This window comes from Sphingomonas lacunae (assembly GCF_012979535.1).
Lineage (GTDB): Bacteria > Pseudomonadota > Alphaproteobacteria > Sphingomonadales > Sphingomonadaceae > Sphingopyxis > Sphingopyxis lacunae.
In genome coordinates this window covers 168888-193828 of sequence record NZ_CP053015.1, presented here as the reverse complement: position 1 = coordinate 193828, position 24941 = coordinate 168888, and the positions used below count along the sequence as shown (strand labels likewise).

The following is a 24941-nucleotide window of genomic DNA, read 5'->3' as shown; positions in this document are numbered from 1 at the left end:
CATTCCTGAACGCCGTCCCCTGAGGGGTCGGTTTGGAACTGAGTTCACCGTCAATTCGGCAAAGCGTGTCCTTAAGCGATGCGCGCCTGTGCACAGTTCATTGGCGGCCGTCGGCGGCATGAGTCAGCGTGGTTTGCGCTGCGGCCTATTCCCCTGAAACTGTCGGCCATCGCGGCGCGCGGGAAAAATCGGCTTCGCGGAACGGGCGTTCGTTGAAGATATAGGGATAATAGAAACGCCTCAATTGCTCATGAAACCGCCTGATCCGGTCCTGATAGGCGAGCTGGGCGCTTAGGTCGGTTTCGGCAAAGCGATGCAGGCGATATTGAACGCCCACTGCCGGCAAGACCCAGCCCAGTGCACGGGTCTCGGCATCGCGGGCCAACAATGCCTGACGATAGGCTGAGGCCTGGGGCGCAACCGCCTGATCCCCCAGATGCTGAAAGGCATAATACCATTTCCAGTGAAAGCCGCCTTCGACCTTAGCCAGATCTGCCCATTCCGGGTAAAGGCTGACAAAGCTGGCCATGGTTTCATCCTTTGGCCGGTCCCAGCCGGCATGAACCTTTTCGCGCTGGGCGAGGGTCAATTCCACGCCTTGCCGGACAGGGTGGCGGTCGTTGATTGCCAAAAGGGCCAGCGTCGGAAGGATGAGCGTGACGAGCAGCCATAGGGCGGAGAGAATTGCCGCATTGGCGACCGAGGCTCTGGCCGCCCTGGTGATCAACAGGATCAGCAGGGTCCAGATTAGTGTATAGGCGAGGCCGGTCAGCGCAAAAGGCAGGGCCTGTGCCACTGACGCCCCGGCCAATGTCGCACCGATAGCCAGTGGCAAGGTCAGCGCCAGCCAAGACAGCCCGGCCCGCAACGCGATGCGCCGACCCCACAGCAAGATCGGCGATCGGGCCATCAGCGCCAGCATCTGTGCCCGGCCAGCTTCCCGTTCGCTGGATTTGCTGTCATGCAACAGGCCGATCAAAAAGATGGGAAGCAGATAGGTCAGGACAAAGGCCCAGTCGAAACGGCCAGGCAGGGCCAGTTCCGCATTGTAACTCTCACTCTCTTGCAACTGGCCTTCCAGACCCAGCGCGCGAACCCGCAATACATAGGGCGCGACATCTCGCTGCCCCAGGGCGGCAAAGGCCATGGCCGTCGGGGAATCCCAGGTCGCATGAGCGGTATAATAGGCCGCGTTTCCGGGATCACCGTCGACCGAGACCCAGCGCGCAATGGCGGCTTCATCGGCCCGCTGCTGCGGCTGGATGCGCTCGATCACATGCTGCTGTCGCTGAACTTCGGCGAGGCCGGCAAAAACCGCTGCGGCGCTCAGCACGGCCAGCAGGATGATGCTGACCACCGCCAGCCTCTGGCGCGTCAACAGGCGCCATTCATGCTGCCACAGCGTCATATCGTCACCCGCCTCAGCATCCGGCTGGTCAACCAAAGCAACAGGCCGCTGGCCAGCAACCAGAACATTAGCCAGAAACCGGCCGGCATGGCGGACTGTAATTGTGCCTTGGGGTCCGCGGCCTGATATTGGAAATCAGGCAGCGCTTGCCAATTGCTTGTGTCAATGCGCACGCGCCGCGCGGCATCGGGGTCGCTGTTGCGGTTGCTGTCATCGTGAAAGGTCAGCGCTTCGGCTTGCAAGCGGTTGAGTTGCTGGACGATGGCATAGCGATAGGCTTCGGCCTGATCGAGAAACCGGCGATGTGCTTCCAGGTCGGTGCCCGCGGCCCGCATTGAAAAATCACGTATCGCTATGGTCGGGCTGAACGCGGCCGCCATCAGGGCAAATTTGCTCTGCTGGCGTTGTGTCGCTGACAACTGGCGGGCATAGCGTTCGAACAGCAGTGAACTCATTCGTTCACCTTCCAGCGCCAGCAGCCCGCGATAATTGACCGGCAGATCCTCGACCCGGTCCACGCCATAGCGGTCGAGCACCGATTGCTTGAACGCGGCGAAATGGGGATCGTCGGGATCATGGCTGTCACCCATCTGTCGCAGATCCCTTTGTATGGCGATGTCGGTTTCCAGACGCGTCGGCGCTGCGTGCGCAGCCGCTGCCAAGTCGGGGGCTACTCGGGGGATCAGGACAACGAACGCAGCCCATATCGACAGCAACAGCAACAAGGCGCCCCGGCTGGTAGTGGCGCGCGCCGAAACGGTCAGAATAAGCACGGCCCAGATCAACAGATAGAGCGCATAAGCGAGGGCCAGCGCCAACGCCGGCCAAAGCGGTGCGGATTCGGTCGCGACCAGCCACGCCAGTGCCAATGCCCCCGGTGCGCCAAGCAGTGCCGATGCCGCGAGCAGGGCCAGCAGCTTGCCTGCAACCAACTGGTGTGCCCGCAATCCCTGGGCCAGTGACTGGCGCAATGTGCCTGCTTCCCGCTCGCGCACGACGATGCCAAAGCCGATGAAGATGAGCACCAGAGGCGCGAGGATTTGGAGCACAAAGGCCGGAGTCAGCGTTCCGAAACGCGCCAGCAGGGATGATTGGCGAACATCGCCAAAATTGGCGCTGTTCTGGCGATGGCCCTCCAGATAGATGCTGTTGCCGGTAAAGGCGTCGACCCCCGGATCAAAGGCTGCCAGTGCTGGCGGGACGCGAAAGACGAAATGGCCATAATGCACAACCCGGTGGGGATGGCGCTCAGGCTGGCCATCAAACCGTGCATCCGCCTCTGTCTGAAAACGTGCGCGCATCTCGGCGTTCGCATCGCGATGGGCGACGCTGGTCAGGGCGGCGGCAATCGACAACAGGATGGTCAGGCCGATTGCAATGATCGCCACCCGGTTGCGCGCCATGCCGGTCAGATCATTGGCGCAAACGCGCGCTACGGGGCTCATGCGGCTTGGCTCTCGCCATAGCGGCGGTGCAAAGCCATCACATCGACGCCATCGGCGACGGTAACGATTTCAACCAGTCGCCCTGCATCAAGAAAGCCGATCCGGTCGGCACAATCCGCAGCACCCAGCAGGTCATGGGTGACCATCAATATCGCCCGGCCCTTGCCGCGCATCTGCTCCAGCAGTGCGGTGAAGTCGGCGGTGGCGCGCGGGTCGAGGCCGCTGGTCGGTTCATCAAGCAACAGCAAGGGGGTCTCGCGTAACAGCGCCAGGGCAATCGCCACCTTCTGGCGCATTCCCTTGGAAAAGGCAGCGACCCGCCGATCATGCGCGTCGGTCGCCAGCCCCGCTTCCTGCAGGGCCGCGCCAATCTCCTCGCGGGGCGGTTCCGCTCCTGCCAGAGCCATGAAGTAAGCGATATTCTCGACCGCGCTCAAATGTTCGTACAGCGCCACATTTTCCGGGAGATAGGCGATTTTCCGACGGGCCTTTTCAGGTTCAACCGCCGGATTGATCCCGTCAATCGTGATCGTGCCGCTGCTGGGCGAAAGGAAGCCCATGATGCCCGCCAATGTTGTTGATTTGCCCGCGCCATTGCCGCCCAAAAGCGCGAAAATCTCACCTGCGGCGACCTCCAGCGACAGAGCGTGCACAATTGTCCTGTCGCCGCGGTCAATCGACGCGGACGCCATGCTGAGGATGCTGGGTGGGGCAGGGCGGGCTGATGTCATTACGTTTGTTTCCGATATTTGGACCGATGCTGTCAATGGTATATCATATCCTATTGACCCAAGGCTGCTGCCGATCTAGTTGCGTAACAATATATCATTCCCGAGGTGCCGTCAGGCCGATCGACCCACTCCAGAGGATCTCAACACAATGCGCACTTCGCTTATCGCCCTGGCTGCCGCTTTGCTGGCGGCGCCCGCCATTGCAGAGGAGGGGGCGTCCGATCGGCCAAGCGCCGGTGATGCATCTTCCGAGCTGGTGGTTACCGGCGTGCGGCAAGCGTATCGAGGTGAGTTTGCTCCGCGTGAAGCACCGCAATCCATCGGGGAGATTGACTCCGCAGCGATCGAAGATGCCGGTGCCTTGCGCCTTCCGGAGGCGCTCGATCTGGTGGCTTCGGTGTCGCGCCAGAATAATCTGGGCGGTTTCTTTGATGCTTTTGCAGTGCGCGGTTTTGCCGGGGACGAAAATTTTCCCAGCAACTATCTGGTCAACGGGTTCAACGGCGGGCGCGGTTTTGGCGGGGTACGTGACACCGCAGGGATTGAACGGATAGAAGTGCTGCGGGGGCCCACAGCGGCATTGTACGGCCGCGGCGAACCCGGCGGGACCGTCAATTTGGTCACCAAACAGGCGGAGCTGGGGCGCCTGTTCGGTGCGGCAACCTTGCAGATCGGCAGCTTTGACCGCTACCGTGGAGATCTCGACGCCAACCTGCCACTGGGTGAATCGGTGGCCGTTCGTCTGATAGGCTATGCCGAGGAAGCGGGCAGTTTCCGCAACCGCCCGGACAGTGACCGGCGCGGTTTCCTGCCGTCGGTGACAGTGCGTCTGGGGCCGGACACGACCGCGCGCTACGATCTGGAATGGACGCAAACCCGCGCGCCCTTTGATCGCGGCACAATCGCGCCCGATGGCCAGTTCGACTTTGTCTCACGCAGGCTTTTCCTTGGCGAGCCGGGGGATGGTCGCCACGTCGCTGATGTGGTGGGACACCAGTTGCAACTTGAGCACCGCCTTTCCGGCGCATGGAGCCTGCTGATCGGTGGCAGCTATCGTGAGACCAGTCTCGAAGGCTTTTCGTCTGATCCGGAATTGGTGCGGTCCCGCCAGCGCTTGTATCAGGATGGCAGGTCGCTGTCCCGCCAACGCCGGTCGCGGGATTATGATGCTGAACATCTGGTGCTGCGCGGAGAACTTGCGGGTGACGTCGAGCTGGGCGGCATGCGGCACCGCGTCCTGCTAGGCATTGATTTTGACGATTACCAGAATGATCAGGTTTTCAGGCGCTTTCGTCCGCCCGCAGTCAGCGGCAATCCGACGGCACAGGCCGGCTACGTCCTCGATCTGTTGAACCCGGTTTACGGTCGTTTCCCCCTGCCGACGCCCGGCCCCCTGACCGATCGGCTCGATGAACAGCGCGCAGTGGGTTTCTACCTTCAGGATCAGATTACCCTCAGCGATCGTTTTGCGGTTCGCTTTGGCGGCCGCTACGACAGCTACAATCTGCGTTCGCTCAACCGGCTGAATGCCGATGCTGATGAACGCGACTATCAACGGTTCAGCCCGCAATTTGGCATCGTTTTCACTGCGACGCCGCACCTCTCCCTCTATGCGGCCTATGGTGAAGGCTTCCGGCCCAATCTCGCGGCTGACGCGGCCGGCAATCTGTTTGATCCCGAAACTAGCCGTTCCTATGAACTGGGGGCGAAATTCGGCCTGCTGGACGATGCCATTCAGGGCACGGTCGCGCTGTTTTCGATGAACAAGCGCAATGTCCTGGCGGCTGATCCCATCAATCCCGGTTTTTCCACCACTATCGGCGCTGCCCGCAGCCAGGGGCTGGAATTTGACCTGACAGGCCAGTTGCCGGGCAATGTCGACGTCATCCTTTCCTATGCCTACATGGATGCGGAATCGCGGGCCAATGTGCTTGATCCCAATTTCGGGCTGCAAATCAGGACAGGCGACCCGCTGCTCAACATTCCCCGGCATACGTTGGCTGCCCAGATTGCCAAGACGGTGGAAGCAGGCGGCACATCCCTGCGTTTTGGCGCGGGTGTCCAGCACAGTGGCCGCCGCCTGGGTGAAACGGCAACCACCTTTTTCCTGCCATCGCACACGCTGGTGCGCGTCTTTGCCGAATGGACGGTTTCAGAGAATGTCGAGGCCTTTGTGACGATCAACAATCTGTTCAACGAGACTTGGTACGCGAACAGCTTTGCCACCTTGTTCCTGCAACCTGGCACGCCGCGGGACAGCACGGTGGGCGTGCGGCTCCGCTTCTGAAGCAAGGCGATAGCCGCCCACGGGTCAATCGGGGCGCTGAAGGGCGGGCGCTGGCACATGCGCTCCGAACACCTGGTGTGGCGTTGACAGGTCGGGCAAGGGACATCAGGGTCGGGCGACTGCCGCGCGCTTGCCCGGTGACCGGAAAGGATGCCCCGATGACGGAAGACCAGACCAACAAGGCCGAACATCTGGCGGCGGAGGATTGGTCAGGCGAAATGGGGCGGCGCTGGCTTGCCAATGTGCAACGGTTCGAGGCGATGATTGCACCTGTGGGTGAGGCATTGCTCGCCCAGGCCGCCTATCGTCCGGGTGAGCGGGTGATCGACCTTGGCTGTGGCGGCGGGGCGACCACGCTGGCGATCGCCCGTGCTGTTGCCAACGATGGCGTCGCTCTCGGGCTCGACATCTCGCCGGACCTGATCAACCATGCGCGCGAGCGTGCCGATGCCGCCGGACTGGCTAATGCGCGCTTTGTCTGCGCCGACGCGGCAACAGCAACATTGACCGATGCACCTTTTGGTCGCCTTTTTTCCCGCTTTGGTTCGATGTTCTTTGCCGAACCTCATCAGGCCTTCGCTAACCTGCGGGCCCAGTTGGTGCCCGGCGGCCGCGTTGATCTGGCGGTCTGGGGACCGCCGCGGGACAATGCCTGGATGATGGCAATGATGGGTGTGGCCCGCCGCCATATCGACATTCCGCCGGCGGTTCCCCGCACACCGGGACCCTTTGCGTTCGAGGATGTCGACTATCTTGGGGAGGTTTTGACCGGCGGCGGCTTTGCCGGGATCGAAATCACCCCATGGGAGGGACTGCAGGCGATTGGAGGCAAGGGGCTGAGCGTTGCCGAAGCCGCCGATTTCGCCCTGGCGTCACTGGCTATCGGCCGGGCGCTGGAACAGGCGGGAACTGACGTGCACGCCGCTGCCCGCGCCGATCTGGAGGAGTTGTTTGCCCGGCATCATAGTCCAGAGGGCGGTGTCCAGCTGGGCGCAAAGGTCTGGCTGGTGTCAGCCCGCGCCTGAGGCGACAGGGTGGGCCCAATGCAGATCTTATTGCGAGATGTCATCATCGGCCGGCGAATGAAATTCGTGCCATACGCCATTGAGGATGCCGAAGGCGACCGCGAGGCCAAGGCCGAGTACCCAGGTGAAATACCACATGGCTGAATCTCCGGATCAGTAAAAGTCTGGATTGCTGCGAACATCGGCCAAAGTGATCCGCCCGAACATCACCTTCATCGCCCAGGCGGTATAGGCCAGCACGAGCGGCAGCAGCACGGCGGTGACGACCAGCATGATGAACAGCGTCAGGTGGCTTGACGAAGCGTTCCAAACCGTCAGGCTTGATCGCGAGTCGATCGAACTTGGCAGGATGAACGGGAACATCGACAGGCCAACCGTTGCAATCATCCCGATCACCGCCAGCGAAGAGCCGGTGAACAACAGCTTCTCGTTGCGCGACTTGAGCGCGATGATGGCGAGCACCGGGCCGATGAAGCCCAGCGCCGGTGCCAGAAGCATCCACGGATAGCGACCATAATTGTCCAGCCATGCACCCGGCGCGGCAACGCTCATGCTGCGCAGCGGGTTGGACGGGCCGCCAGTGTCGATCAGGCCTTCGCTGCGAAAGCCCATGGTACCAAATGCAACCATCAGCCCGCCCATGGCGAACAACAGGATGGCAGTAACGGCGGAGATCATTGCCCAACGCCGCGCGCGATCCAGCACCGCGCCCCGCTCGATCCGCAGCGACAGCCAGCCCGCGCCATGCAGGACGAGCATCGCCACCGACAGTGCGCCGGTCAGCAAGGCAAAGGGCGTGAACAGACCGATCAGACCGCCTTCATAATAGGAACGCAGATCACTATCGAGGCGGAACGGCGCGCCCTGCAACACGTTGCCGACAGCGACGCCGAAGACCAGCGCGGGCACCATGCCGCCGATGAACAGGGCCCAGTCCCACCGGCTTCGCCAGCCTGCCTCATCATGCTTGGAACGATATTTGAAAGCCACCGGGCGCAGGATCAATGCTGCCAGCACCAGGAACATGGCGAGATAGAAGCCTGAAAAACTGATGGCATAGACGAACGGCCAAGCGGCAAATATCGCCCCGCCACCCAGGATGAACCAGACCTGATGTCCTTCCCAGTGCGGCGCGATACTGTTGATCAGCATCCGCCGTTCCTCGTCGGTGCGGCCGATGAAAGGCATGACCGTCGCCACACCCAGATCATAACCGTCAGTCAGGGCAAAGCCGATCAGCAGGACACCGAGCAGCAACCACCAGATGAGGCGCAGGGTTTCATAGTCGAGCGGGAGTTCCATCATGGTGCTCCTTATTCAGCCGGGATCGGCGCATAGCCGCTGCCAGAAGGTGAAGGGGTGCCCGCGCCTGATCCGGTCGACGGAATTTCAGGGCCCTTGCGGATGCTGGCCAGCATCAGCCGGATTTCGATGATGGCCAGTCCGCCATAGAGCAGTGTGAAACCGATGATCGTTGTCCACAATTGACCAACGGTAAGGCTGGACGTGCCGAGGAAGGTCGGCAACACGCCTTCAATCGCCCAAGGTTGCCGGCCATATTCGGCCAGCACCCAGCCCATTTCCGCCGCAATCCAGGGCAGGGGAATGATCAGCACGGCGGTCCGCAGGAACCAGCGGACATTGAATCGCCGCTGGGTTGCAAAGACAAAGGCCAGCGCAAAAAATCCGATGAAGAAAAAGCCGAGGCCAGCCATGAAGCGGAACAGCCAGAATGTCACCGGGACGTTGGGCACATTGTCCCATGCGGCTGTCAGTATCTGCTGGTCTGTTGCGGTGCGGGGGTCGGCAACCTGCCGCTTGAGCAGCAGGGCGTGGCCCAAATCGGCCCGATGCTGTTCGAAGGTGGCACGGGCGGTCAGGTCATTGTGATCCACCTTGAGCCGTTCCAACGCGTCATAGGCTATGATACCGCGCCGAATGCGTTCCTCGGCGTGCAGCACCAGTTCATGGATACCCGTCACCTCGCCCGACAGACTGCGGGTCGAGATGAGGCCCAGAGCATAGGGCAGCTTTACTTCATAGCTGGTTTCCCGGTCCTTCATTGACGGGATGCCGAACAGGGTCAGTCCGGCGGGGGCAGGTTCGGTCTCCCACATTGCCTCAATCGCGGCCAGTTTCATCTTCTGATGATCCGTCAGGGCGTAACCGGATTCGTCACCCAGCACGACGACCGACAGGGACGATGCCAGGCCGAACGCAGCGGCCACCGTCATCGATCGTTTGGCCAACGCGGTAAAGCGACCGCGCAACAGATACCAGGCTGAAACACCCAGAACAAAAACCGACGCTGTCACATAACCCGCGCTGACCGTGTGCACGAATTTCGCCTGGGCCACAGGATTGAACAGGACGGCGTAAAAGTCGGTGACTTCCATGCGCATCGTGTCGGTATTGAATGTGGCGCCGACCGGGTTTTGCATCCAGCCATTGGCGATCAGAATCCACAGCGCTGACAGGTTTGAACCCAGCGCAACCATGAAGGTGACGAGCAGGTGGGCGCGCTTTGACAATTTGTCCCAGCCAAAGAACATCAACCCGACAAATGTGGCTTCAAGAAAAAAGGCCATGAGGCCCTCGATTGCCAGGGGCGCTCCGAAAATGTCGCCAACATAATGCGAATAATAGGCCCAGTTGGTGCCGAACTGGAATTCCATGGTAAGGCCGGTCGCGACCCCCAGCACAAAATTGATGCCGAACAGTTTTGCCCAGAAACGCGTGATCGTCCGCCATATTTCACGGTCGGTGATGACATAGATGCTCTCCATGATCACCAGCATGAAGGAAAGGCCGAGCGTCAGCGGGACAAAAAGGAAGTGGTACATGGCCGTCAACGCAAATTGCAGGCGCGACAGTTCGACAACAGCCATATCCATGGCTCGGACTCCCCAGACCGGAGGGCAGGACGCAAATGGTCAACAGAGCATTGCGCCGATGCCGGATAGAGATTAATCGCATGACAATATATTAGGATTTAGTCAAGTATGAAGGCGCCTCCTCGTCTTTCAAATCAAGCAATCCACGTTGCAGTTTTGTACTGGTTGCTCGACGCTATGGCTGCCGTCATTTTCGCCTGCGGCCTCGCCCTTCTTATCGGCGGTTGGCAGGACGGGCCGGCCGGCCTTGTCCCGCTGGCAATGATGGTCATGGCGGCCATCGGCCGTGGCGCCCTTGTGATGCAGGCCGTTCAGTCTGGTCTCAAAGGTGCCGCACGCATCAAGCACGGACTGCGTTCGCGTCTCCTTCCACTTCTTGTCGCCTCGGCACCGCGTCGCGGCGGATTGCGGGGTGAAGACGGCTATATCCTGCTGGATGCCGTCGAATCATTGGATGGGTACATGGCATCCTATCGTCCGCTGCGCGCGGTAGCGGCCGTCGCGCCGTTCATCGTTATTGCGGCTGTCGCCTTTGCCAGCTGGGTTGCGGCGGCCATCATGCTGGCGACGCTGCTCCCCTTTGCGGTGGGGATGGCGTTGGCGGGTATGGCCGCAGCGGAGGAAACCCGGAGGCAGCAACTGGCCCTTGAACGGATGGGTAGCCTTTTTGGCGACAGGGTCCGCAATCTGCCGCTGATTTATGCTTATGCCCGGGACGACCGTTTGGTTCGCCACCTGCACGCCGCGGCCAGCGAAGTGGCTGAACGGACCTTGCAGGTCCTGCGGCTTGCCTTTCTGTCCAGTGCCGTGCTTGAATTCTTCGCCGCGCTGGCGGTGGCTCTGGTGGCAGTATATTGCGGTTTCTCGCTGCTCGGTCTGCTGCCCTTTGCCGCGCCTGAGACGCTGACCCTGACGGAGGCCATGTTTGCCCTGGCGCTGGCGCCAGAGGTCTATCTGTCGATGCGACGGCTGGCCATCGCCTATCATGACAAGCAGCAGGGGGAAGCCGCGCTGGATCATATCGACCGTGAACGGACCGCGGCCGCTGCGATGGCTGCCCCTGTCGTGGCTGACAGCGGTTTCTTGCCGGGCTGGGTGGAACTTGACAGGCTGCGGGTCGTCTATGCGGACGGAACCGGGATCGGTCCGGTTAGTCACCGGTTTGACGGGACGGGCCTGCATCTCATCACCGGCCCGTCCGGCTCAGGCAAATCCTCATTGCTCGCGGCGCTGGTCGGCATGGCGCCAGTCGCGCAGGGTGCGATCAACGTGGACGGCATGCCCTGCGCTGATGCTGCTCTTTCCTGTGGCTGGGCCGGGCAACGGACATTGCTGCTTCCCGGCAGCTTGCGCGACACATTGCTGGTCGGGCCCGGCAGGGACCTGGATGATCGGGTCAACGGCCTGCTTGAACGTTTGGGCCTGTCGCCCCTGCTCGCCCGGCGCGGCGGCCTCGACATGCTGATCGATGCCCGCGGCAGCGGCCTTTCTGGAGGCGAACGGCGTCGCATCGGCCTTGCCAGGGCGCTGCTCAGCGATCGGCCCCTTTTGTTGCTTGATGAGCCTACGGCGGATTTGGATGCCAATGCTGCTGCCGCCGTGCTTGACGAGATCCACCACCATGCCCGCACCCGCATGATCATCGCCGCAACCCATGATCCGGCATTGAAGGCGCGCTGCCGTTCGCAACTGGTGCTTCCGTGACTGGTCTGGTCGAACAGGCCGCAAGGCGTCATCGCTGGACGATCCGCCGGGCCGCGATCATGGCGATGGCGGCCAGCGCCAGCGCCATCCTTTTGCTTGCGATTTCAGGCTGGTTCCTCACCGGTGCCGCTCTGGCCGGTCTTGGGGGTGTCGCGGCGGTCGCGTCGTTCAACTATCTGTTGCCCAGTGCGGCGATCCGAGCGCTGGCGATCATCCGCACGCTGGCGCGTTATGGGGAACGTTATGTCAGCCATCAGGCTGTGGTGCGCAGCCTTGCGGACATCAGGTCGGGCCTGTTTGCCAGCTGGCTGGCCGCGCCGCCCGCGCTTTTGCTTCGCAGCGACAGCGGGGATTTGCTGGCCGGCCTGACCGGAGATGTGGATGCGCTGGATACAGCCATTTTGCGCAAGGCCATTTTACCGTCGGCCTTTGCGATTGTCTCCGTGGCGGTCGCTATGGCGGCGCTTGCTGGACCGCTTGCCGCCTGTCTTTCCCTTCTGTCTCTGGCAGCGAGTTTCTTGATCGGGCGGCATCTGGCATCGCGATGGCTGCCGGCACACGCGCGCGCCGTGGCCGATGCCCGGGCTGATTTTCGGCGGACGGTTGACGAATTGATGGCCGGCACAATCGACATGCACGTCTATGGGTTGGTGGGTCAGGTTGATGTCGCTGTGAGCGACGCCGCTACCGCGCTCGATGCCGCCCGGCGCGCGGAAGCCAGGGCCGAAGGCTGGCTTATGGTCATCCATGCCGCGCTGTCTGCCGTGTCGGTGGCGCTCATGGCCGTTCTGGCCTCGGCACCCTTGCCGCTGCTGGCGCTTGGCCTTTTGGCTCAGATCGCGGCGATGGAGGCGATGGGCACACTGGTCAGGCTCGATGTTGGGCGGCTGCGCACCGCCGCAGCCCAGGCCCGCCTCGATCGGCTGACCACATGCGCAATTGCTGGCACGGGCCCGGTCGTACCGGACTCAGCCGGCCTTGCATTCCGGCAAGGCGCCCGGTCAGTGCTTGTGCCGCAGGGGGGGCGGCTGGCAATCACGGGCCGGTCAGGGGCAGGCAAAACCCGGTTGCTCCGCTCCCTCGTCGGACTGGAAGCTGCTGGCATGATAGACGTCAGCATCGGTGACATCCCCCTGTCGCTGCTGCCCCCCGCACAGCGGCGGATGGCCTTCGCCTATGCGGCACAGGACGCGCCAATGCTTGCCGGCACACTTGCTGACAATCTGGCGCTCGCGCGGAGCGGTATCGATCGGACAGAGATGGAAGCCGCACTTGCCACCGCCTGTCTGGACCAACTTGTGCAAAGGCTGCCCGACGGGCTCGACACATGGCTGGGGGAAGATGGGGCCCGCTTGTCAGGGGGAGAACGCAAAAGGCTGGGCCTTGCTCGTGCCTTGCTGGCCGGGAGGCCATGGCTGTTGCTTGATGAACCCAGCGAAGGCCTTGATGCCGCGACTGAAGCCATGCTGGTGACCCAGCTTGAACGCTGGCTGGCGGACACGGCGACCGGGCTTGTCCTGGTCAGCCACAGGCCTGCGATGCTGGCATTGGCGGGTGATCAGCGGCTGTCGCTGGATTGACCGGTCACAGCAACGCCCGCGCCGACGTCCACAGCATGAACAGCGCTATGCCGATGACCATCAGGGCAAAGACGGTGTTCAGCCGTCCAGTGGTCGCCGACAGCCGGCGTGCCGCTGCGATGCCCATGCCACTGCCGGCGGCACCACCGATGATGAAGATGATCGCCAATGGCCAGTCCACCAGACCTGACGCCGCATAGCTGATGGCGGTGGTCAGGCCGAATGCCGTGACCGCCACCAGCGATGTGCCAACCGCATTGATCATCGGCATGCCGGTTGCGGCGATCAGGCCGGGAACGATCAGGAACCCGCCACCGATACCGAAAAATCCGCTCAGCGCCCCGCTGCCGGCGCCATAGGCAACCAGCCTTGGCGCATTCTCGCGGCTGATGTGGACTGTCGGATCACCCGCATTACCGCGCTTGCGCAGCATCAGCGTTGCGATGACCAGCATCAACAGGGCGAACAACAGCAACAGCGCATGACCGTTCATCGCCTTGCCCGCCATAGACCCGCCAAAGGCGCCCAGGATGCCGGCTGCGGCAAAGGTCAAACCACAGGGCCAGCGGACATTGCCAGCCCGCGCATGGTTGGCCAGCCCGATGGCAGCATTGGCGGCGACCGCCAATGCCGCAGTTCCAATGGCGATGTGGGGCTGCGGCACACCTACGAGATAGACGAGCAGAGGTACGGCCAGGATCGATCCTCCGCCGCCTACCAGCCCGAGGGTGAAGCCTACCATCATGCCGCTAAGCGCACCCAGCATCAGCGGCACCATCTCTATCTGGCTGATATCCATGCTGCTGCCTTTCGGGGTTCAAAGGATGTCGAGCGGCAGCTTCAGATAGCGCGTGCCATTGGCTTCCGGTTCGGGAAAATGGCCACCGCGCATGTTGACCTGGATGGATGGCAGGATCAGCCGAGGCATGCCCAATGTCGCATCACGGGCTTCGCGCATGGCGACAAAAGCATCCTCTTCGACCGTGTCATGGACATGGATATTCTGTTCACGCTGGGCGCCGATGCTGCTTTCCCACGCGAATGTGTCGCGACCCGGCGCCTTGTAATCATGGCACAGGAACAGGCGCGTTTCCGGGGGCAGGGCCAGCAGCCGGCGGATGGAACGGAATAATGTGCGCGCATCGCCACCGGGAAAGTCGGCGCGCGCGGTGCCATAATCAGGCATGAACAATGTGTCGCCGACAAACAGCGCGTCGCCGATCAGCCAGCTCATGCAGGCTGGGGTATGGCCGGGTGTGTGCAGAACGGTGATGGCAATGTTGCCGAGCGTGAACCGATCACCATCAGCGACCAGCTGGTCAAATTGGGAACCATCCCGCGCAAAGCGGGCATCCTCGTTGAATATGCCGCCGAACACGGTTTGAACGGTGGTAATGTCCCGGCCGATCACCAGCTTGCCGCCCAAAACCTCGATCAGATAGGGTGCAGCGGAAAGATGATCGGCATGGGCATGGGTTTCGATCTGCCATTCGACATCCAGGCCGGCCTCACGCACATGGGCGATGATGGCATCGGCTGACGCATGGCTCGTCCGCCCGGATGCCTGGTCAAAATCCAGCACGCTGTCGATGATCGCGGCCTTTTTGCTCACCGGATCATGGACGACATGGCTGGCGGTAAAGGTCGCTTCGTCAAAAAAGCTCCGCACAACGGGTACCCGGCCCGTTGATCGGGCTTCGGCAATCTGGGCAATGGCTCGCAATAGGATCGGGTCAGTCATGTGAGACACCTATCAATATCAGATAACGCTAATATAATGATCGGTCCGTGAATGTCCATAGGCTTGTCGCGCCTGGCTCATTCCAATCCTGTCAGCGCGCGCAACTGCCTTGCGGCCACATGCAGCTGCCCTTCGGCCTCGGCCAGACGTGCTGCGGCGGCGATGGCCTCTCGTTCGGCATCCAGTTGGGCGAGCTGGGGCTTGATGCCGACCCGGACCTCTAGACTGGTAGCACGCAACGCTTCATTGGCCGCGGTCACCCCGTCACGACTCGCAGCCACCATGCCGCGGGCAGAGGCGAGCGCGTGCCATGCCTCGATGACCGCCTGTTCGATGGCATCGTCTGCCATTCGGGCGCGGGCTTCACTGGCTGCCAACGACGCGCGCGCTTCACGCACCCTCGCGGATGCGCCGGGATCCAGAAAGGTCCAGCGGGCGCGGGCGCCTATCGTGATACTGTCGGCCCGATAATTGGGGAAAAACTGGTCACGTACATGGCCGGCCTCGACAAAGGTGCCGATGCTGGGTCGTGATGCGGCCTCGGCGCCCCGTACGCCGGCGCGGGCTGCGCCAATGCCGCTTTGCGCCTGGGCCCGCATGGCGTTGTGCGCACGGGCGCTATCCATCGCCTCCACCAGACTTTCCGGAACCGCAGGCAACTCACCCAACGGGGCAAGGGCGCTGACCTCATGGCCGACCAACCGGTTCAGCTGTGCTTCGGCACTGGCCTTGCGTCCCTGAGCGGCGATCAGGCCGGCTCTGGCTTCCGCCAGCCGCGCTTCGGCTTGCGCCAGTTCGGTACTGGCGGCGTCACCGACACGAAAGCGAAGCCGGGCCCCGCGCACAATCTCGGCGACGGCCCCTTCCATTCTGGTATAGCTGTCGACCAACTGTCTGGCCGTCAGCACATCGGCATAGGCGGCAACTACCGCAACCGTTAGTTGCCGTCGTGTCCCGTCCAGACCGGCACGCGCCGCATCGGCGCCGCTGCGGGCCTGGGCGACCGCCGCGGTGGTCCGTCCTCCGGTAAACAGCGGATATTCGACCGTAACCTGGGCAATCCGGGGCGTTACATCGTCGGCCGTCAGACCAAAAAAACCACCGGGGTCGATCCGTCCCGCGCCGATCATCGCATCGACTCTGGCGCTGGGCAGGGCTGACGATCGCGCCTGTGCCACACGGGCTTCCGCGGCCTCGGCATCCGCCCGCGCGGCATCCATCGCTGGCGATCGCGCATAGGCATCAGCCAGCGCGGTTGGCAGGTCCTGCGCGGCCACCGGTGCCGCCAGGCTCAGCACCGGTGCGGCAAGCAGGGTGGACAGGCGTTTCACTTGAACGCAACGCCTTCGCGGATTCCCATCCGCTTGAAGAGCATCGCGGCGGGGCAAAATCCGGTGAAGGATGCCTGAATCATGTTGAGTCCGGCGAATATCGCCAGTCCGATCCAATACGGATGCACGGTGACCGACAGCAGGATGCTCAACAAGACCACGCAGCCGGCGAACATCAGCACGGCACGATCTAGTGTCATGGGTGTCACTCCTTTGATAATGGATCAGAAACGCAGTTTGCGGATGCCGAGCGCATGCATGGCCAGCTTTTCGTAAAAGGGTTCGCTCTCCCCCTTGCGCACCTTGCGGAGGAAATATTTTTCAAAGCCGATCTTGGCCAGATGCACCCATTTGCCGCTCGACGACCAATTGACATTGCGCGGCGGAATTTGCGGCTGGGCAACAAAGGCCACGCCGCCGTCGCCAAAATCTGCCAGACAAACGGCGTTCCAGGTCGCTTCATGCACGGGCGGTTGGCCAGCCACTTCCAGGGCCAGATTGTGGGCAATGGCGGTGACCATCGATTCGATCATGAAACCGGTCTTGGGAACACCGACAGGTACCGGGGTCGGACCCACCGGAGGAATGGCGACACAGACCCCCAGGGAATAGACGTTGGTAAAGGTCGGATTGCGCTGGTGCTTGTCGGCGAGAATGAATCCGCGCGGGTTGGTCAGTCCGTCTATGCCGGCCACCGCGTCGACACCGCGAAACGCCGGCAGCAACATGGAATAGCCAAAGGGCAGATCATGTCTGGCTTTAACGCTGCCGTCATCGGCAATTTCCTCGACATGGGCCAGACCCGGCTCGAAACTGCTCACGCGGGCATTGGTGATCCATTTGATGTGGCGGTTGCGCAATTCGCTTTCGAGCAGGGTCTTGGTGTCGCCCACCCCGTCGAGGCCAAGGTGCCCGATATAGGGTTCGGCGGTGACAAAGGTCATTGGCACCCTGTCGCGGATCTTGCGGCGCTTCAGCTCCGTGTCGAGGATCAGGGCAAATTCATAGGCCGGTCCGTAACAGGATGCGCCCTGCGCGGCGCCGACGACGATCGGACCGGGATTTTGACAAAATCGGTCAAATGCTTCGGCGGCTTGGGCGGCATGATGGGTTGAACAGACCGATACCGTGTTGGCTTCCGGTCCAAAGCCCGGGATTTCATCAAAGGCCAGATGGGGTCCGGTGGCGATGACCAGCCAGTCATAGGCGATGCTTGTGCCATCATTCAACTCAATGCGGTTGTCGGCCGGATGGACCCGCTTGGCTCCGACAGCGGTAAAGCCGATGCCCTTTTTCTTCATTACCGGGGGCAAATGGACGCGGATGGCGTCCGGCTCGCGCCAGCGCACCGCAACCCATGGGTTTGATGGGACAAACCAATAATCTTCCTGGTCGCAGACAACCATGACCTCGGCACGATCCTTGACCGCGTCACGGATTTCATATGCGGCAATCGTTCCGCCCAGCCCGGCGCCCAGCACGATGATTTTCGGCTTTGTCACTGTTCCTGCTCCCTCACAATCTGGCGAGTCGAACCGACCCGCCCGTGCCCCTGCGCCCCGGCACCAAAACAACGCTGATGGCGGCTTTTGGTGCCGGAGCGGCTCCGCTTCGTTTGCGACCCGAAGCGGCATCCCGGAGAACGAATGGCATTGACTTAATATTAGATCATTGGCATATTAGCAATAGTTGATTTAGATGTGTCTCACATATCGTTCCTAGGAAGGTCCGACCGATGTTCAACCTGTTCCGCAAATCCAGCCACGCAGAGGTGGGGCCGGGCGAGCTCAATGCGCTGTTGCAGGCAGGCAAGGCTGTGCTGGTTGACGTGCGCGAAGCGGATGAATTTGCCGCTGGCCACATTGCCGGTGCGGTGTCGATGCCCCTGTCCACCTTTCAGCCAACACATTTGCCCCGGCCCGCGAGCAAGATGGTCATTCTGACCTGCGCTGCCGGGCGCCGGTCGGCGATGGCACTCGACAAGGCGGTGCATGCGCGGCCGGATGTGTCGACCCATCTGGCCGGTGGCATGGGGGCATGGTGCTCCGCCGGTCTGCCGATTGTCAGGGGTTGATCCGATGCCGGCACCGCGCTCCCTCATTCTGTCCGGCCTGTTGCTGACCCTCCCGCTGGCTCTGTCCGCCTGTTCGGATGATGCGGCTCCGGTCAGCGAGGCCCGGCTTCCCGCCAATGCCGAACAGTTTGTGGTTCAGCCCCGCACGGTAGTGGACTGGACCGATGTCGGTGCGCTCGTCACCAGTGTCGACATGGCTGACGCGCGGGCGCGGATACCCGGCATCCTCCAATCTCTCTCGGTGAGAGAGGGGGATATGGTCCAGCGCGGGCAGGTGATCGGCCGGGTGGTCGACAGCCGGCTCGGCTACGAAGGGGCGGCCTATGGCGCACAGGCCGCGGCCGCGCAGGCACAGGTCGCCCAGGCAGAGGCTGAACTGGCCCGCATCCGTTTCCTGCGTGACAACGGCGTCTATGCGCAGGCGCGGCTTGATCAGGCCGAAGCCGTCGCCCGTGCCGCCAGGGCCGGCGTGGCGGCGGCGCGGGCGCAGCAATCAGCGGTCAATGCGCTTGCCGGGCAGGGCGCGATTATCGCGCCGTCCAGTGGCCGTGTGTTGATGGCCCCCATCCCGCCGGGTTCGGCCGTTGGGCCGGGCACATCGGTGGCGACGATCACATCGGGCGCCATGGTGCTGCGGCTTGAACTCCCGGAAACCTTGATGGGCCGGGTCCGCGTGGGCACGCCCGTCGTCGCGTCCGGTCTTGCTGTCGCAGGCAGTCCGGCCCCCCGCTCCACCGTTAGCCGTGTCTATCCGGCCGTAACCGGCGGGCAGATGACGGCGGATGTCGAAATGCCCGGCCTTGGCAGCACCATGGTCGGTCGCCGTGTCACCGCGAGGGTGGCCACTGGCGAGCGGACCGCAATCATCGTGCCGCGCCGCTTCATCGAAACGCGCTATGGCATCGATTATGTCTCGATCATCGGCCGCGACCGCAGCCTCGCCTCAGTCCCGGTTCAGATCGCCCCGGGGGACAGCGCGGATCAGGTCGAAATTTTGGCGGGGGTAAAGGCTGGAGACAGGCTGGCGGCGACCCGTCCCGTCCGGACCGCGTCATGAACGAAAGCGCACCGGCCAACAGCGGCGCCAAGCTGGGTATTTCCGGTAGGCTGACCCGCGCGACCATCCAGTCGCCACTCACCCCGTTGATGCTGCTCGCCGCGATCCTTGTCGGATTGCTGGCCATCATGACCATCCCGCGTGAGGAAGAGCCACAGATCAGCGTACCGATGGTTGACCTGATGGTTGGCGTGCCCGGCCTGTCGGCTGCGGACGCTGTCGAACTGGTCGGCAAACCGCTGGAAACCATCGTCAAGAGCGTCGACGGCGTGGAGCATGTCTATACCCAGGCGGAAGATGATGGCGTCATGGTCACCGCCCGTTTCCTCGTCGGGTCAGATCCCGAAGATGCCGCCATCCGCATCAACGAACGCCTGTCGGCCAATATGGACAAACTGCCGGTCGGAATCGCCCCGCCACAGCTGACCGTGCGCGGCATCAGCGATGTGCCGATTGTCGTCCTGACCCTGACGCCCGATGCCGGTGCGCCGGGGCAGTGGAATGAACAGACATTGCATGCGCTTGCCACCCGCCTGCGGACCGAAGTCGCCAAGGTTGAGGATGTCGGGCTGACCTTTCTGGTCGGTGGGCAACAGGAACAATTGCGTATCATCCCCGACACGGCCCGACTCAGCCTGCACGGCGTATCTCTCGGTGCCTTGATCGAGGCCGCCGGTCAGGCCAACCGCAGCTTCCCGCTCGGCACCATTCGCGAAGGCGGAACGGCGACATCGGTTGTCGCCGGCCAGACTGTGCGTGGCGCTGCCGACCTTGGCGCCGTCACGGTCCCCAGTACCAGCGGCCAGCCTGTTTACCTGCGGGATGTCGCCACGATCGAACAGGGTCCAGCCGATGATCAGTCGCGCGCGTGGCGTTGGGCTCTTGACGCAAATGGCCGCTGGGATCACGCACCGGCCGTCAGCATCGCCATAGCCAAGCGCCCCGGCGCCAATGCGGTCAATGTATCCGAAGCGGTGGTTGAGCGTGTCGAGCAGCTCAAAGGCGCACTCATCCCGCGCGGCGTGACTGTCAGCGTCACCCGCAATTACGGCGAATCCGCCAATGAAAAAGCCAATGAACTGATCTTCCACCTCGCCCTGGCGACCGTGTCGATCGTCATATTGATCGGCTTTGCCATTGGCTGGCGGGAAGCTGGTGTGACCGCCATCGTCATTCCGACGACGATCCTGCTGACCATGTTCGCATCGAACATCATGGGCTTCACCATCAACAGGGTCAGCCTGTTCGCCCTGATCTTTTCCATTGGCATCCTTGTCGATGACGCCATCGTCATGATTGAGAATATCGCCCGGCACTGGGCTATGCCGGATACGGTCAATGGCCAGCGCAGTCGCATCGACGCCGCGGTCGATGCCGTTGCCGAAGTCGGTAACCCGACCATCATTGCCACATTGACCGTTGTCGCCGCGCTGTTGCCGATGCTGTTCGTATCCGGCCTGATGGGACCGTATATGGCGCCCATTCCGATCAATGCTTCGGCGGCGATGCTCTTTTCCTTTTTCGTCGCGGTCATAATCGCACCCTGGCTGATGATCCGCTTTGCCCGCACTGTGCTGTCGGCGCATGGGGAAGACGCGAATGGCGGCAAGCTCGGGGCGCTCTATGGCCGGGTGGCATACCGCATCATCCGGGACCGTAAATCGGCGCGCAATTTCCTGATCGCCGTCGGCGTCGCCACCCTGGTCGCCTGCTCCATGTTCTATTTCAAGGCCGTGACGGTCAAACTGTTGCCATTCGACAATAAGTCGGAAGTGCAACTGGTGCTCGACATGCCCGAAGGCACCGCACTCGAAACCACCGGCCGCACTCTGGAAGCCGCCGCAGCCGTTGCCAGGCAACTGCCCGAAGCCCGCGCGATGGAGGTGTATGTCGGGACGGCCGCTCCGTTCAACTTCAACGGGCTGGTCCGCCATTACTTCCTTCGCAACCGGCCTGAGATGGGCGATCTGATGATCACTCTCGCGCCCAAGGATGAACGCGACCGGTCAAGCCACGCCATCGCCCTCGACCTGCGCCAGCGGCTGGCCCGGTCGGTGCCGATGCCGCCGGGGGGCTCGATCAAGGTGGTCGAAACGCCACCGGGGCCACCGGTGCTCGCAACCATGTTGGCTGAAATCTATGGTCCGGATGAAACCACGCGTCGCCGAACGGCGGAACAGGTCGAGAAACTGTTCCGGTCGGTGCCCTATATCGTTGATGTCGACAACAGCTTCGGCGTCAGCCGCCCGCGCTTGCGGCTGGTGCCGGACAGACCGCGCATGGATGCCTATGGCCTGTCCGAAAGGCAGTTGTTTGACAGTATCGGGGTCCTGTTGGGCGGTCAGACCATTGGCTATGCTCCCCGCGGCGATGGACGTGATCCGCTGCCGATCCGCATTGCACTTGATCAGTCCCAGCGGACGTGGAGCGCCGATCTGGCGGCAACACCGGTTGCCAGCATGGGACCGGGCGGACGGCTGGTTCAGTTGGGAGAGGTGGTAACCGCTACGACGGAGCAGGGCTCCCCTGTCCTGTTCCGCCGCAATGGCCGTGCCGCCGACATGGTCACGGCAGAATTGGCCGGGGATTATGAAGCCCCCGTCTACGGGATATTTGCCGTCAATGATGCGATAGAGTCATTCGACTGGGCCGGGCAGGGAATGGCAAAGCCGGTCGTCCGCTTCAACGGGCAGCCCTCGGATGAACAGGTGCCGACCCTGTTGTGGGATGGCGAATGGGAAATCACTTGGGTCACATTCCGCGATATGGGGGCCGCCTTCATAGTTGCCCTGCTGGCCATTTATGTGCTCGTTGTCGGTCAGTTCCGCAATTTCACCATACCGCTGGTCATATTGACGCCGATCCCGCTCACGCTGGTCGGCATTGTTGCCGGGCACATGCTGTTTGGCGCGCCATTCACCGCGACCTCGATGATCGGTTTCATCGCTCTGGCCGGTATCATCGTGCGGAATTCAATCCTGCTTGTCGATTTCATCAATCATGCCAAGGCCGCCGACAAACCGCTGCGGGATACATTGCTCGAAGCCGGCATGATCCGCTTCAAGCCCATTGTGCTGACTGCCGCCGCTGCGATGATCGGAGCCGCAACAATCCTTACAGATCCGATCTTCCAGGGGCTCGCTATCTCGCTGCTATTCGGACTTGCCTCCTCGACAATCCTCACCGTGCTGGTTATCCCGGCAATCTATATCGTCCTGCGGGACGATGGCCGCGAAAGTAAGCTCATTCCATGAACAAGCCGACCGACCTTTCTGTTCTCAAGCGCGATTCGCGCGAAATGGCTGATTATCTCAAGCTGTTGGCGCATCCCGAGCGGCTGCTGATGCTGTGCCAGATGGATGAACGCGAAGTGTCGGTGGGGGAACTCACCGATCTGTCCGGCCTCTCGCAATCGGCTGTCTCACAACATCTCGCGCGCTTTCGCGAACAGGGTATCGTCAGCTGCCGGGGGGAGGCGCAGACCCGCTTCTACAGCCTGACCGATCGCAAGATGCAGCGCATTATCAACGCCCTGTGCGAAGCCTGCCACGGAGAGGCATAGCTGCCCTTGTCGCCGGCGTGTCAGCCGTCCCGTTCCCCGGACTGCCCGCTGTCATAGCGCAATTCGAGATAGCGTTTGTGGCTGGCCAGCCTGTCTATATCGGTCTCGGCCAATGTGCGGCCGATGCTGTCAATCTCGCGGTCGAGCAGACGCATGCCCTCAACCAGTTCGATTTCTGCCACCCGCCCATTGCGGTTGATCGTTCGCATTGCCTTGGGCACGCGCTGGTAACTCGAGATCAGTTCGGGAAGCTCCTGCGAAACCAGCCGTCGCACTTCGGCCGCTTCCGGTGTATTTTCCCCCAGCCGCTCTATCGTTGGTTGCAGTGCGGCAATGCGCTCGCCCAATGAATCGGCCAGGCTTTTGGCCGGGGCGGGCAAGGCGGGACGTTGCTGCTCCAGCCATCGGTTGGCCCGGTCGGCCAGTTCAGGCAACGGCGCCTGCGCCATGGCCTCTGGCCTCAGCGGTGTGTCGCGGCTGAACAGGCCCGCCAGAACCACCACGGCCAGCGCGCCCAATGCTACCAGCATAACTCCATAAAAGCCGAGCGGCGCCACGATCGCACTGAACACACCCGCACCGATGAACAGGGCGAATATGCCAGCGACCAGCATCAGCGCAAAGCGCTGCATCCGGCGGACATGGCGTCTGGCGTAGCCATTGCCATGCCGCATCTGGCTGGCCCGCACCCTGTCGAGAGTGGCATTGGCCTTTTCCAGCGTGATGTCTACTTCGCTTGCCATGGGGGGATGGCGCTCCTTGGTTCAGCGTTCGGCGTGTCAGTCGTCCAGTGCGGCCAGCGGACTGCCCTTGCCGGTCAGTTGCGCCTGCGCCTGGGCCTGGCCCTCGGCACGGGCGATATAGCCGCGCGATTTCTCGACCTCGGCGGTCAGGGTGGTGATGGTCACCTTCATGCTGTCGAGCGCCTTCAGCTTGAACGTGTCGACCGCATCCATCGTGTCATAGATATTCTGGAACGCGCGCTGCAACGTTTCCATCGGGATGGTCGACTGTGCGGCCTGTTCATGGATCCGTGCCGTATTGTCCTTCAACATCTGGCCAGTGGCATCGATGATCTTGGCGGTCGTTGTGTTGAGCGCGCTGATCTGGTCCAGCACCAGTCGCTGATTGGCCATCGCCTGGGCTACGGTCACTGCCGTGCGCAGCGCGCCCACCGTCGTCGTGCTGGCCCGATCGACGCCCTTTATCAGCTCGACATTGTTCTTCTTGACCAGATCAAGCGCCAGATAGCCCTGAACACTGACCGCGAGCTGGGTGAGAATGTCCTGTGATCTCTGCCGCACATAGAAGAGCGCGCTCTCGCGGATGGCCTTGGCCTTGTCCGGGTCGGTGGCCTCGATTTCATTGGCTTTGGCTTCCAGCCGTTCGTCGAGCGTCTTGGCGATATGCACCATCTGTTCGAGCCGGCCCATCGCTGCCCACAGATTCTGCCGCTCGATGTCAATGTCGCCATTGTCCTTCAGCAGCTCGGTCTTGCCATTGGCCATACGGCTCAGGATCGCCGATATATGGCCTTGTGCGCTCTCATATTTGTCGAAATAGGTGCGGATTGACCCGCCATAGGGGATCAGGCCGAACAGTTTTTTCTGGCTCAGCATCCCCTGGCGGGAAGGGTCAAGGTCTTCGACCTGCTGGCGCAACGCCACCAGATCGGCGCCGACCGTCGTGTCACGGTTCAGCGCGCGGGCAGGGCGGTCTAGAAAGCGGTTCGCTTGGGATGCAGCCGCGGCAATCTCGGCCCGGCCCATGTTGGTGATCTCGTCGATCTTCTTGCCGAACTCGGGGCTGTTGGCGTCGGCAGCGAGCAACTCGTCGATGTAGCCGTCGACCTTCTCCTCCAGTTTGCTGCGCTGTTCATCCGATATGCTGACCAGGCCTGCCGCCTTTTCCGGCGCAACACTCGGCACTGGCTTGGGCGGCTCCAGCGTGATTGCCGGTTCGGCAAAATCGGTCGCGGTCGCGGTTGCAGAGGGGGTCTGGGCGGGTTCGACACTCATTGGCTGGTCACCATCCTGTTCAAAGCACCTTGTGTTAGCACAGATGGGGCGGGTTTGCTCCCATTCAATGCCTAGGTGTTTTGT

Annotated in this window: 21 protein-coding genes; 8 read left to right on the top strand and 13 right to left on the bottom strand. The window is 62.2% G+C overall.

The genetic code is table 11. The annotated features are described in order from the left end of the window. Positions 1–145: 145 nt before the first annotated feature. From GV829_RS00840 to GV829_RS00830, 3 genes are read right to left on the bottom strand one after another with little or no spacing between them, the layout of a single operon-like run. Positions 146–1444 (bottom strand): DUF3526 domain-containing protein, encoded by a 1299-nt coding sequence (locus GV829_RS00840; protein WP_343042842.1) that lies wholly within the window; start codon positions 1442–1444, stop codon positions 146–148. After that, positions 1405–2853, bottom strand: coding sequence for a DUF3526 domain-containing protein (locus GV829_RS00835; protein ID WP_169943386.1), 1449 nt, complete (start codon positions 2851–2853; stop codon positions 1405–1407). The genes GV829_RS00840 and GV829_RS00835 overlap by 40 nt, the downstream gene beginning before the upstream one ends. Beyond that, positions 2850–3584: an ABC transporter ATP-binding protein gene (locus tag GV829_RS00830; RefSeq protein ID WP_169943385.1), complete on the bottom strand. Its 735-nt coding sequence runs from the start codon at positions 3582–3584 to the stop codon at positions 2850–2852. The genes GV829_RS00835 and GV829_RS00830 overlap by 4 nt, the downstream gene beginning before the upstream one ends. 148 nt (positions 3585–3732) lie before the next feature. On the opposite strand from GV829_RS00830, the gene GV829_RS00825 reads away from it, so the two are divergent. Together GV829_RS00825 and GV829_RS00820 are read left to right on the top strand one after the other, a co-directional pair. Beyond that, positions 3733–5871 (top strand): TonB-dependent siderophore receptor, encoded by a 2139-nt coding sequence (locus GV829_RS00825; protein WP_169943384.1) that lies wholly within the window; start codon positions 3733–3735, stop codon positions 5869–5871. A 158-nt stretch (positions 5872–6029) separates the two neighbouring features. Next, complete coding sequence (locus GV829_RS00820; RefSeq protein WP_169943383.1) at positions 6030–6896, top strand: class I SAM-dependent methyltransferase; 867 nt, start codon at positions 6030–6032, stop codon at positions 6894–6896. A 27-nt stretch (positions 6897–6923) separates the two neighbouring features. Here GV829_RS00820 and cydX read toward each other — a convergent pair whose 3' ends face one another. From cydX to GV829_RS00805, 3 genes are read right to left on the bottom strand one after another with little or no spacing between them, the layout of a single operon-like run. Next, on the bottom strand, positions 6924–7034 hold the full coding sequence (gene cydX / locus GV829_RS00815) for a cytochrome bd-I oxidase subunit CydX (RefSeq protein WP_169943382.1): 111 nt from the start codon (positions 7032–7034) through the stop codon (positions 6924–6926). Between the two features lie 15 nt (positions 7035–7049). Further along, the gene (gene cydB, locus GV829_RS00810) at positions 7050–8198 is read right to left on the bottom strand and encodes a cytochrome d ubiquinol oxidase subunit II (RefSeq protein WP_169947771.1); all 1149 of its coding nucleotides are present in this window, start codon (positions 8196–8198) and stop codon (positions 7050–7052) included. A gap of 11 nt (positions 8199–8209) precedes the next feature. After that, on the bottom strand, positions 8210–9790 hold the full coding sequence (locus GV829_RS00805) for a cytochrome ubiquinol oxidase subunit I (protein ID WP_169943381.1): 1581 nt from the start codon (positions 9788–9790) through the stop codon (positions 8210–8212). 177 nt (positions 9791–9967) lie between these two features. Here GV829_RS00805 and GV829_RS00800 point away from each other — a divergent pair, with 177 nt between their 5' ends. Further along, positions 9968–11494: an ATP-binding cassette domain-containing protein gene (locus GV829_RS00800; protein ID WP_169943380.1), complete on the top strand. Its 1527-nt coding sequence runs from the start codon at positions 9968–9970 to the stop codon at positions 11492–11494. Next, positions 11491–13074 (top strand): amino acid ABC transporter ATP-binding/permease protein, encoded by a 1584-nt coding sequence (locus GV829_RS00795; protein ID WP_169943379.1) that lies wholly within the window; start codon positions 11491–11493, stop codon positions 13072–13074. Before GV829_RS00800 ends, GV829_RS00795 begins: the two co-directional genes overlap by 4 nt. Before the next feature lie 4 nt (positions 13075–13078). On the opposite strand, the gene GV829_RS00790 is transcribed toward GV829_RS00795, so the two are convergent. The 5 genes from GV829_RS00790 to GV829_RS00770 form a co-directional block, all read right to left on the bottom strand. Beyond that, positions 13079–13873, bottom strand: a complete 795-nt coding sequence (locus GV829_RS00790; protein WP_246202925.1) for a sulfite exporter TauE/SafE family protein — start codon at positions 13871–13873, stop codon at positions 13079–13081. An 18-nt stretch (positions 13874–13891) separates the two neighbouring features. Continuing rightward, the gene (locus tag GV829_RS00785; RefSeq protein WP_169943378.1) at positions 13892–14815 is read right to left on the bottom strand and encodes an MBL fold metallo-hydrolase; all 924 of its coding nucleotides are present in this window, start codon (positions 14813–14815) and stop codon (positions 13892–13894) included. 77 nt (positions 14816–14892) lie between these two features. Further along, positions 14893–16146, bottom strand: a complete 1254-nt coding sequence (locus GV829_RS00780) for a TolC family protein (protein WP_246202923.1) — start codon at positions 16144–16146, stop codon at positions 14893–14895. Beyond that, complete coding sequence (locus tag GV829_RS00775) at positions 16143–16346, bottom strand: YgaP family membrane protein (protein WP_169943377.1); 204 nt, start codon at positions 16344–16346, stop codon at positions 16143–16145. The genes GV829_RS00780 and GV829_RS00775 overlap by 4 nt, the downstream gene beginning before the upstream one ends. A gap of 24 nt (positions 16347–16370) precedes the next feature. Then, positions 16371–17648, bottom strand: coding sequence for an NAD(P)/FAD-dependent oxidoreductase (locus GV829_RS00770; protein ID WP_169943376.1), 1278 nt, complete (start codon positions 17646–17648; stop codon positions 16371–16373). 233 nt (positions 17649–17881) lie between these two features. Here GV829_RS00770 and GV829_RS00765 point away from each other — a divergent pair, with 233 nt between their 5' ends. The 4 genes from GV829_RS00765 to GV829_RS00750 are packed head-to-tail and all read left to right on the top strand — an operon-like array spanning position 17882 to position 22839. Further along, positions 17882–18220, top strand: a complete 339-nt coding sequence (locus tag GV829_RS00765) for a rhodanese-like domain-containing protein (RefSeq protein ID WP_169943375.1) — start codon at positions 17882–17884, stop codon at positions 18218–18220. 4 nt (positions 18221–18224) lie between these two features. Next, positions 18225–19277 (top strand): efflux RND transporter periplasmic adaptor subunit, encoded by a 1053-nt coding sequence (locus GV829_RS00760; RefSeq protein ID WP_169943374.1) that lies wholly within the window; start codon positions 18225–18227, stop codon positions 19275–19277. Further along, positions 19274–22531 (top strand): efflux RND transporter permease subunit, encoded by a 3258-nt coding sequence (locus GV829_RS00755; protein WP_169943373.1) that lies wholly within the window; start codon positions 19274–19276, stop codon positions 22529–22531. The genes GV829_RS00760 and GV829_RS00755 overlap by 4 nt, the downstream gene beginning before the upstream one ends. After that, positions 22528–22839, top strand: coding sequence for an ArsR/SmtB family transcription factor (locus tag GV829_RS00750; protein WP_169943372.1), 312 nt, complete (start codon positions 22528–22530; stop codon positions 22837–22839). The genes GV829_RS00755 and GV829_RS00750 overlap by 4 nt, the downstream gene beginning before the upstream one ends. A gap of 20 nt (positions 22840–22859) precedes the next feature. Here the strand turns inward: GV829_RS00750 and GV829_RS00745 are convergent, their stop codons facing one another. Next, positions 22860–23582 (bottom strand): HAD family hydrolase, encoded by a 723-nt coding sequence (locus tag GV829_RS00745; RefSeq protein WP_169943371.1) that lies wholly within the window; start codon positions 23580–23582, stop codon positions 22860–22862. A 36-nt stretch (positions 23583–23618) separates the two neighbouring features. Beyond that, positions 23619–24857 carry a toxic anion resistance protein gene (locus GV829_RS00740; protein WP_169943370.1) on the bottom strand — a complete coding sequence of 413 codons (1239 nt, stop codon included), beginning with the start codon at positions 24855–24857 and terminating at the stop codon, positions 23619–23621. Between the last annotated feature and the right edge of the window lie 84 nt (positions 24858–24941).

What these genes read in the sequence shown, in the direction of transcription:
- GV829_RS00820 (WP_169943383.1), top strand. Translation starts at nt 6,030, where the DNA reads ATGACGGAAGACCAGACCAACAAGGCCGAACATCTGGCGGCGGAGGAT.
- GV829_RS00805 (WP_169943381.1), bottom strand. Translation starts at nt 9,790, where the DNA reads ATGGATATGGCTGTTGTCGAACTGTCGCGCCTGCAATTTGCGTTGACG.
- GV829_RS00785 (WP_169943378.1), bottom strand. Translation starts at nt 14,815, where the DNA reads ATGACTGACCCGATCCTATTGCGAGCCATTGCCCAGATTGCCGAAGCC.
- cydX (WP_169943382.1), bottom strand. Translation starts at nt 7,034, where the DNA reads ATGTGGTATTTCACCTGGGTACTCGGCCTTGGCCTCGCGGTCGCCTTC.
- GV829_RS00800 (WP_169943380.1), top strand. Translation starts at nt 9,968, where the DNA reads ATGGCTGCCGTCATTTTCGCCTGCGGCCTCGCCCTTCTTATCGGCGGT.
- GV829_RS00745 (WP_169943371.1), bottom strand. Translation starts at nt 23,582, where the DNA reads ATGGCAAGCGAAGTAGACATCACGCTGGAAAAGGCCAATGCCACTCTC.
- GV829_RS00750 (WP_169943372.1), top strand. Translation starts at nt 22,528, where the DNA reads ATGAACAAGCCGACCGACCTTTCTGTTCTCAAGCGCGATTCGCGCGAA.
- GV829_RS00765 (WP_169943375.1), top strand. Translation starts at nt 17,882, where the DNA reads ATGTTCAACCTGTTCCGCAAATCCAGCCACGCAGAGGTGGGGCCGGGC.
- cydB (WP_169947771.1), bottom strand. Translation starts at nt 8,198, where the DNA reads ATGGAACTCCCGCTCGACTATGAAACCCTGCGCCTCATCTGGTGGTTG.
- GV829_RS00835 (WP_169943386.1), bottom strand. Translation starts at nt 2,853, where the DNA reads ATGAGCCCCGTAGCGCGCGTTTGCGCCAATGATCTGACCGGCATGGCG.
- GV829_RS00790 (WP_246202925.1), bottom strand. Translation starts at nt 13,873, where the DNA reads ATGGATATCAGCCAGATAGAGATGGTGCCGCTGATGCTGGGTGCGCTT.
- GV829_RS00825 (WP_169943384.1), top strand. Translation starts at nt 3,733, where the DNA reads ATGCGCACTTCGCTTATCGCCCTGGCTGCCGCTTTGCTGGCGGCGCCC.
- GV829_RS00760 (WP_169943374.1), top strand. Translation starts at nt 18,225, where the DNA reads ATGCCGGCACCGCGCTCCCTCATTCTGTCCGGCCTGTTGCTGACCCTC.
- GV829_RS00830 (WP_169943385.1), bottom strand. Translation starts at nt 3,584, where the DNA reads ATGACATCAGCCCGCCCTGCCCCACCCAGCATCCTCAGCATGGCGTCC.
- GV829_RS00755 (WP_169943373.1), top strand. Translation starts at nt 19,274, where the DNA reads ATGAACGAAAGCGCACCGGCCAACAGCGGCGCCAAGCTGGGTATTTCC.
- GV829_RS00740 (WP_169943370.1), bottom strand. Translation starts at nt 24,857, where the DNA reads ATGAGTGTCGAACCCGCCCAGACCCCCTCTGCAACCGCGACCGCGACC.
- GV829_RS00775 (WP_169943377.1), bottom strand. Translation starts at nt 16,346, where the DNA reads ATGACACTAGATCGTGCCGTGCTGATGTTCGCCGGCTGCGTGGTCTTG.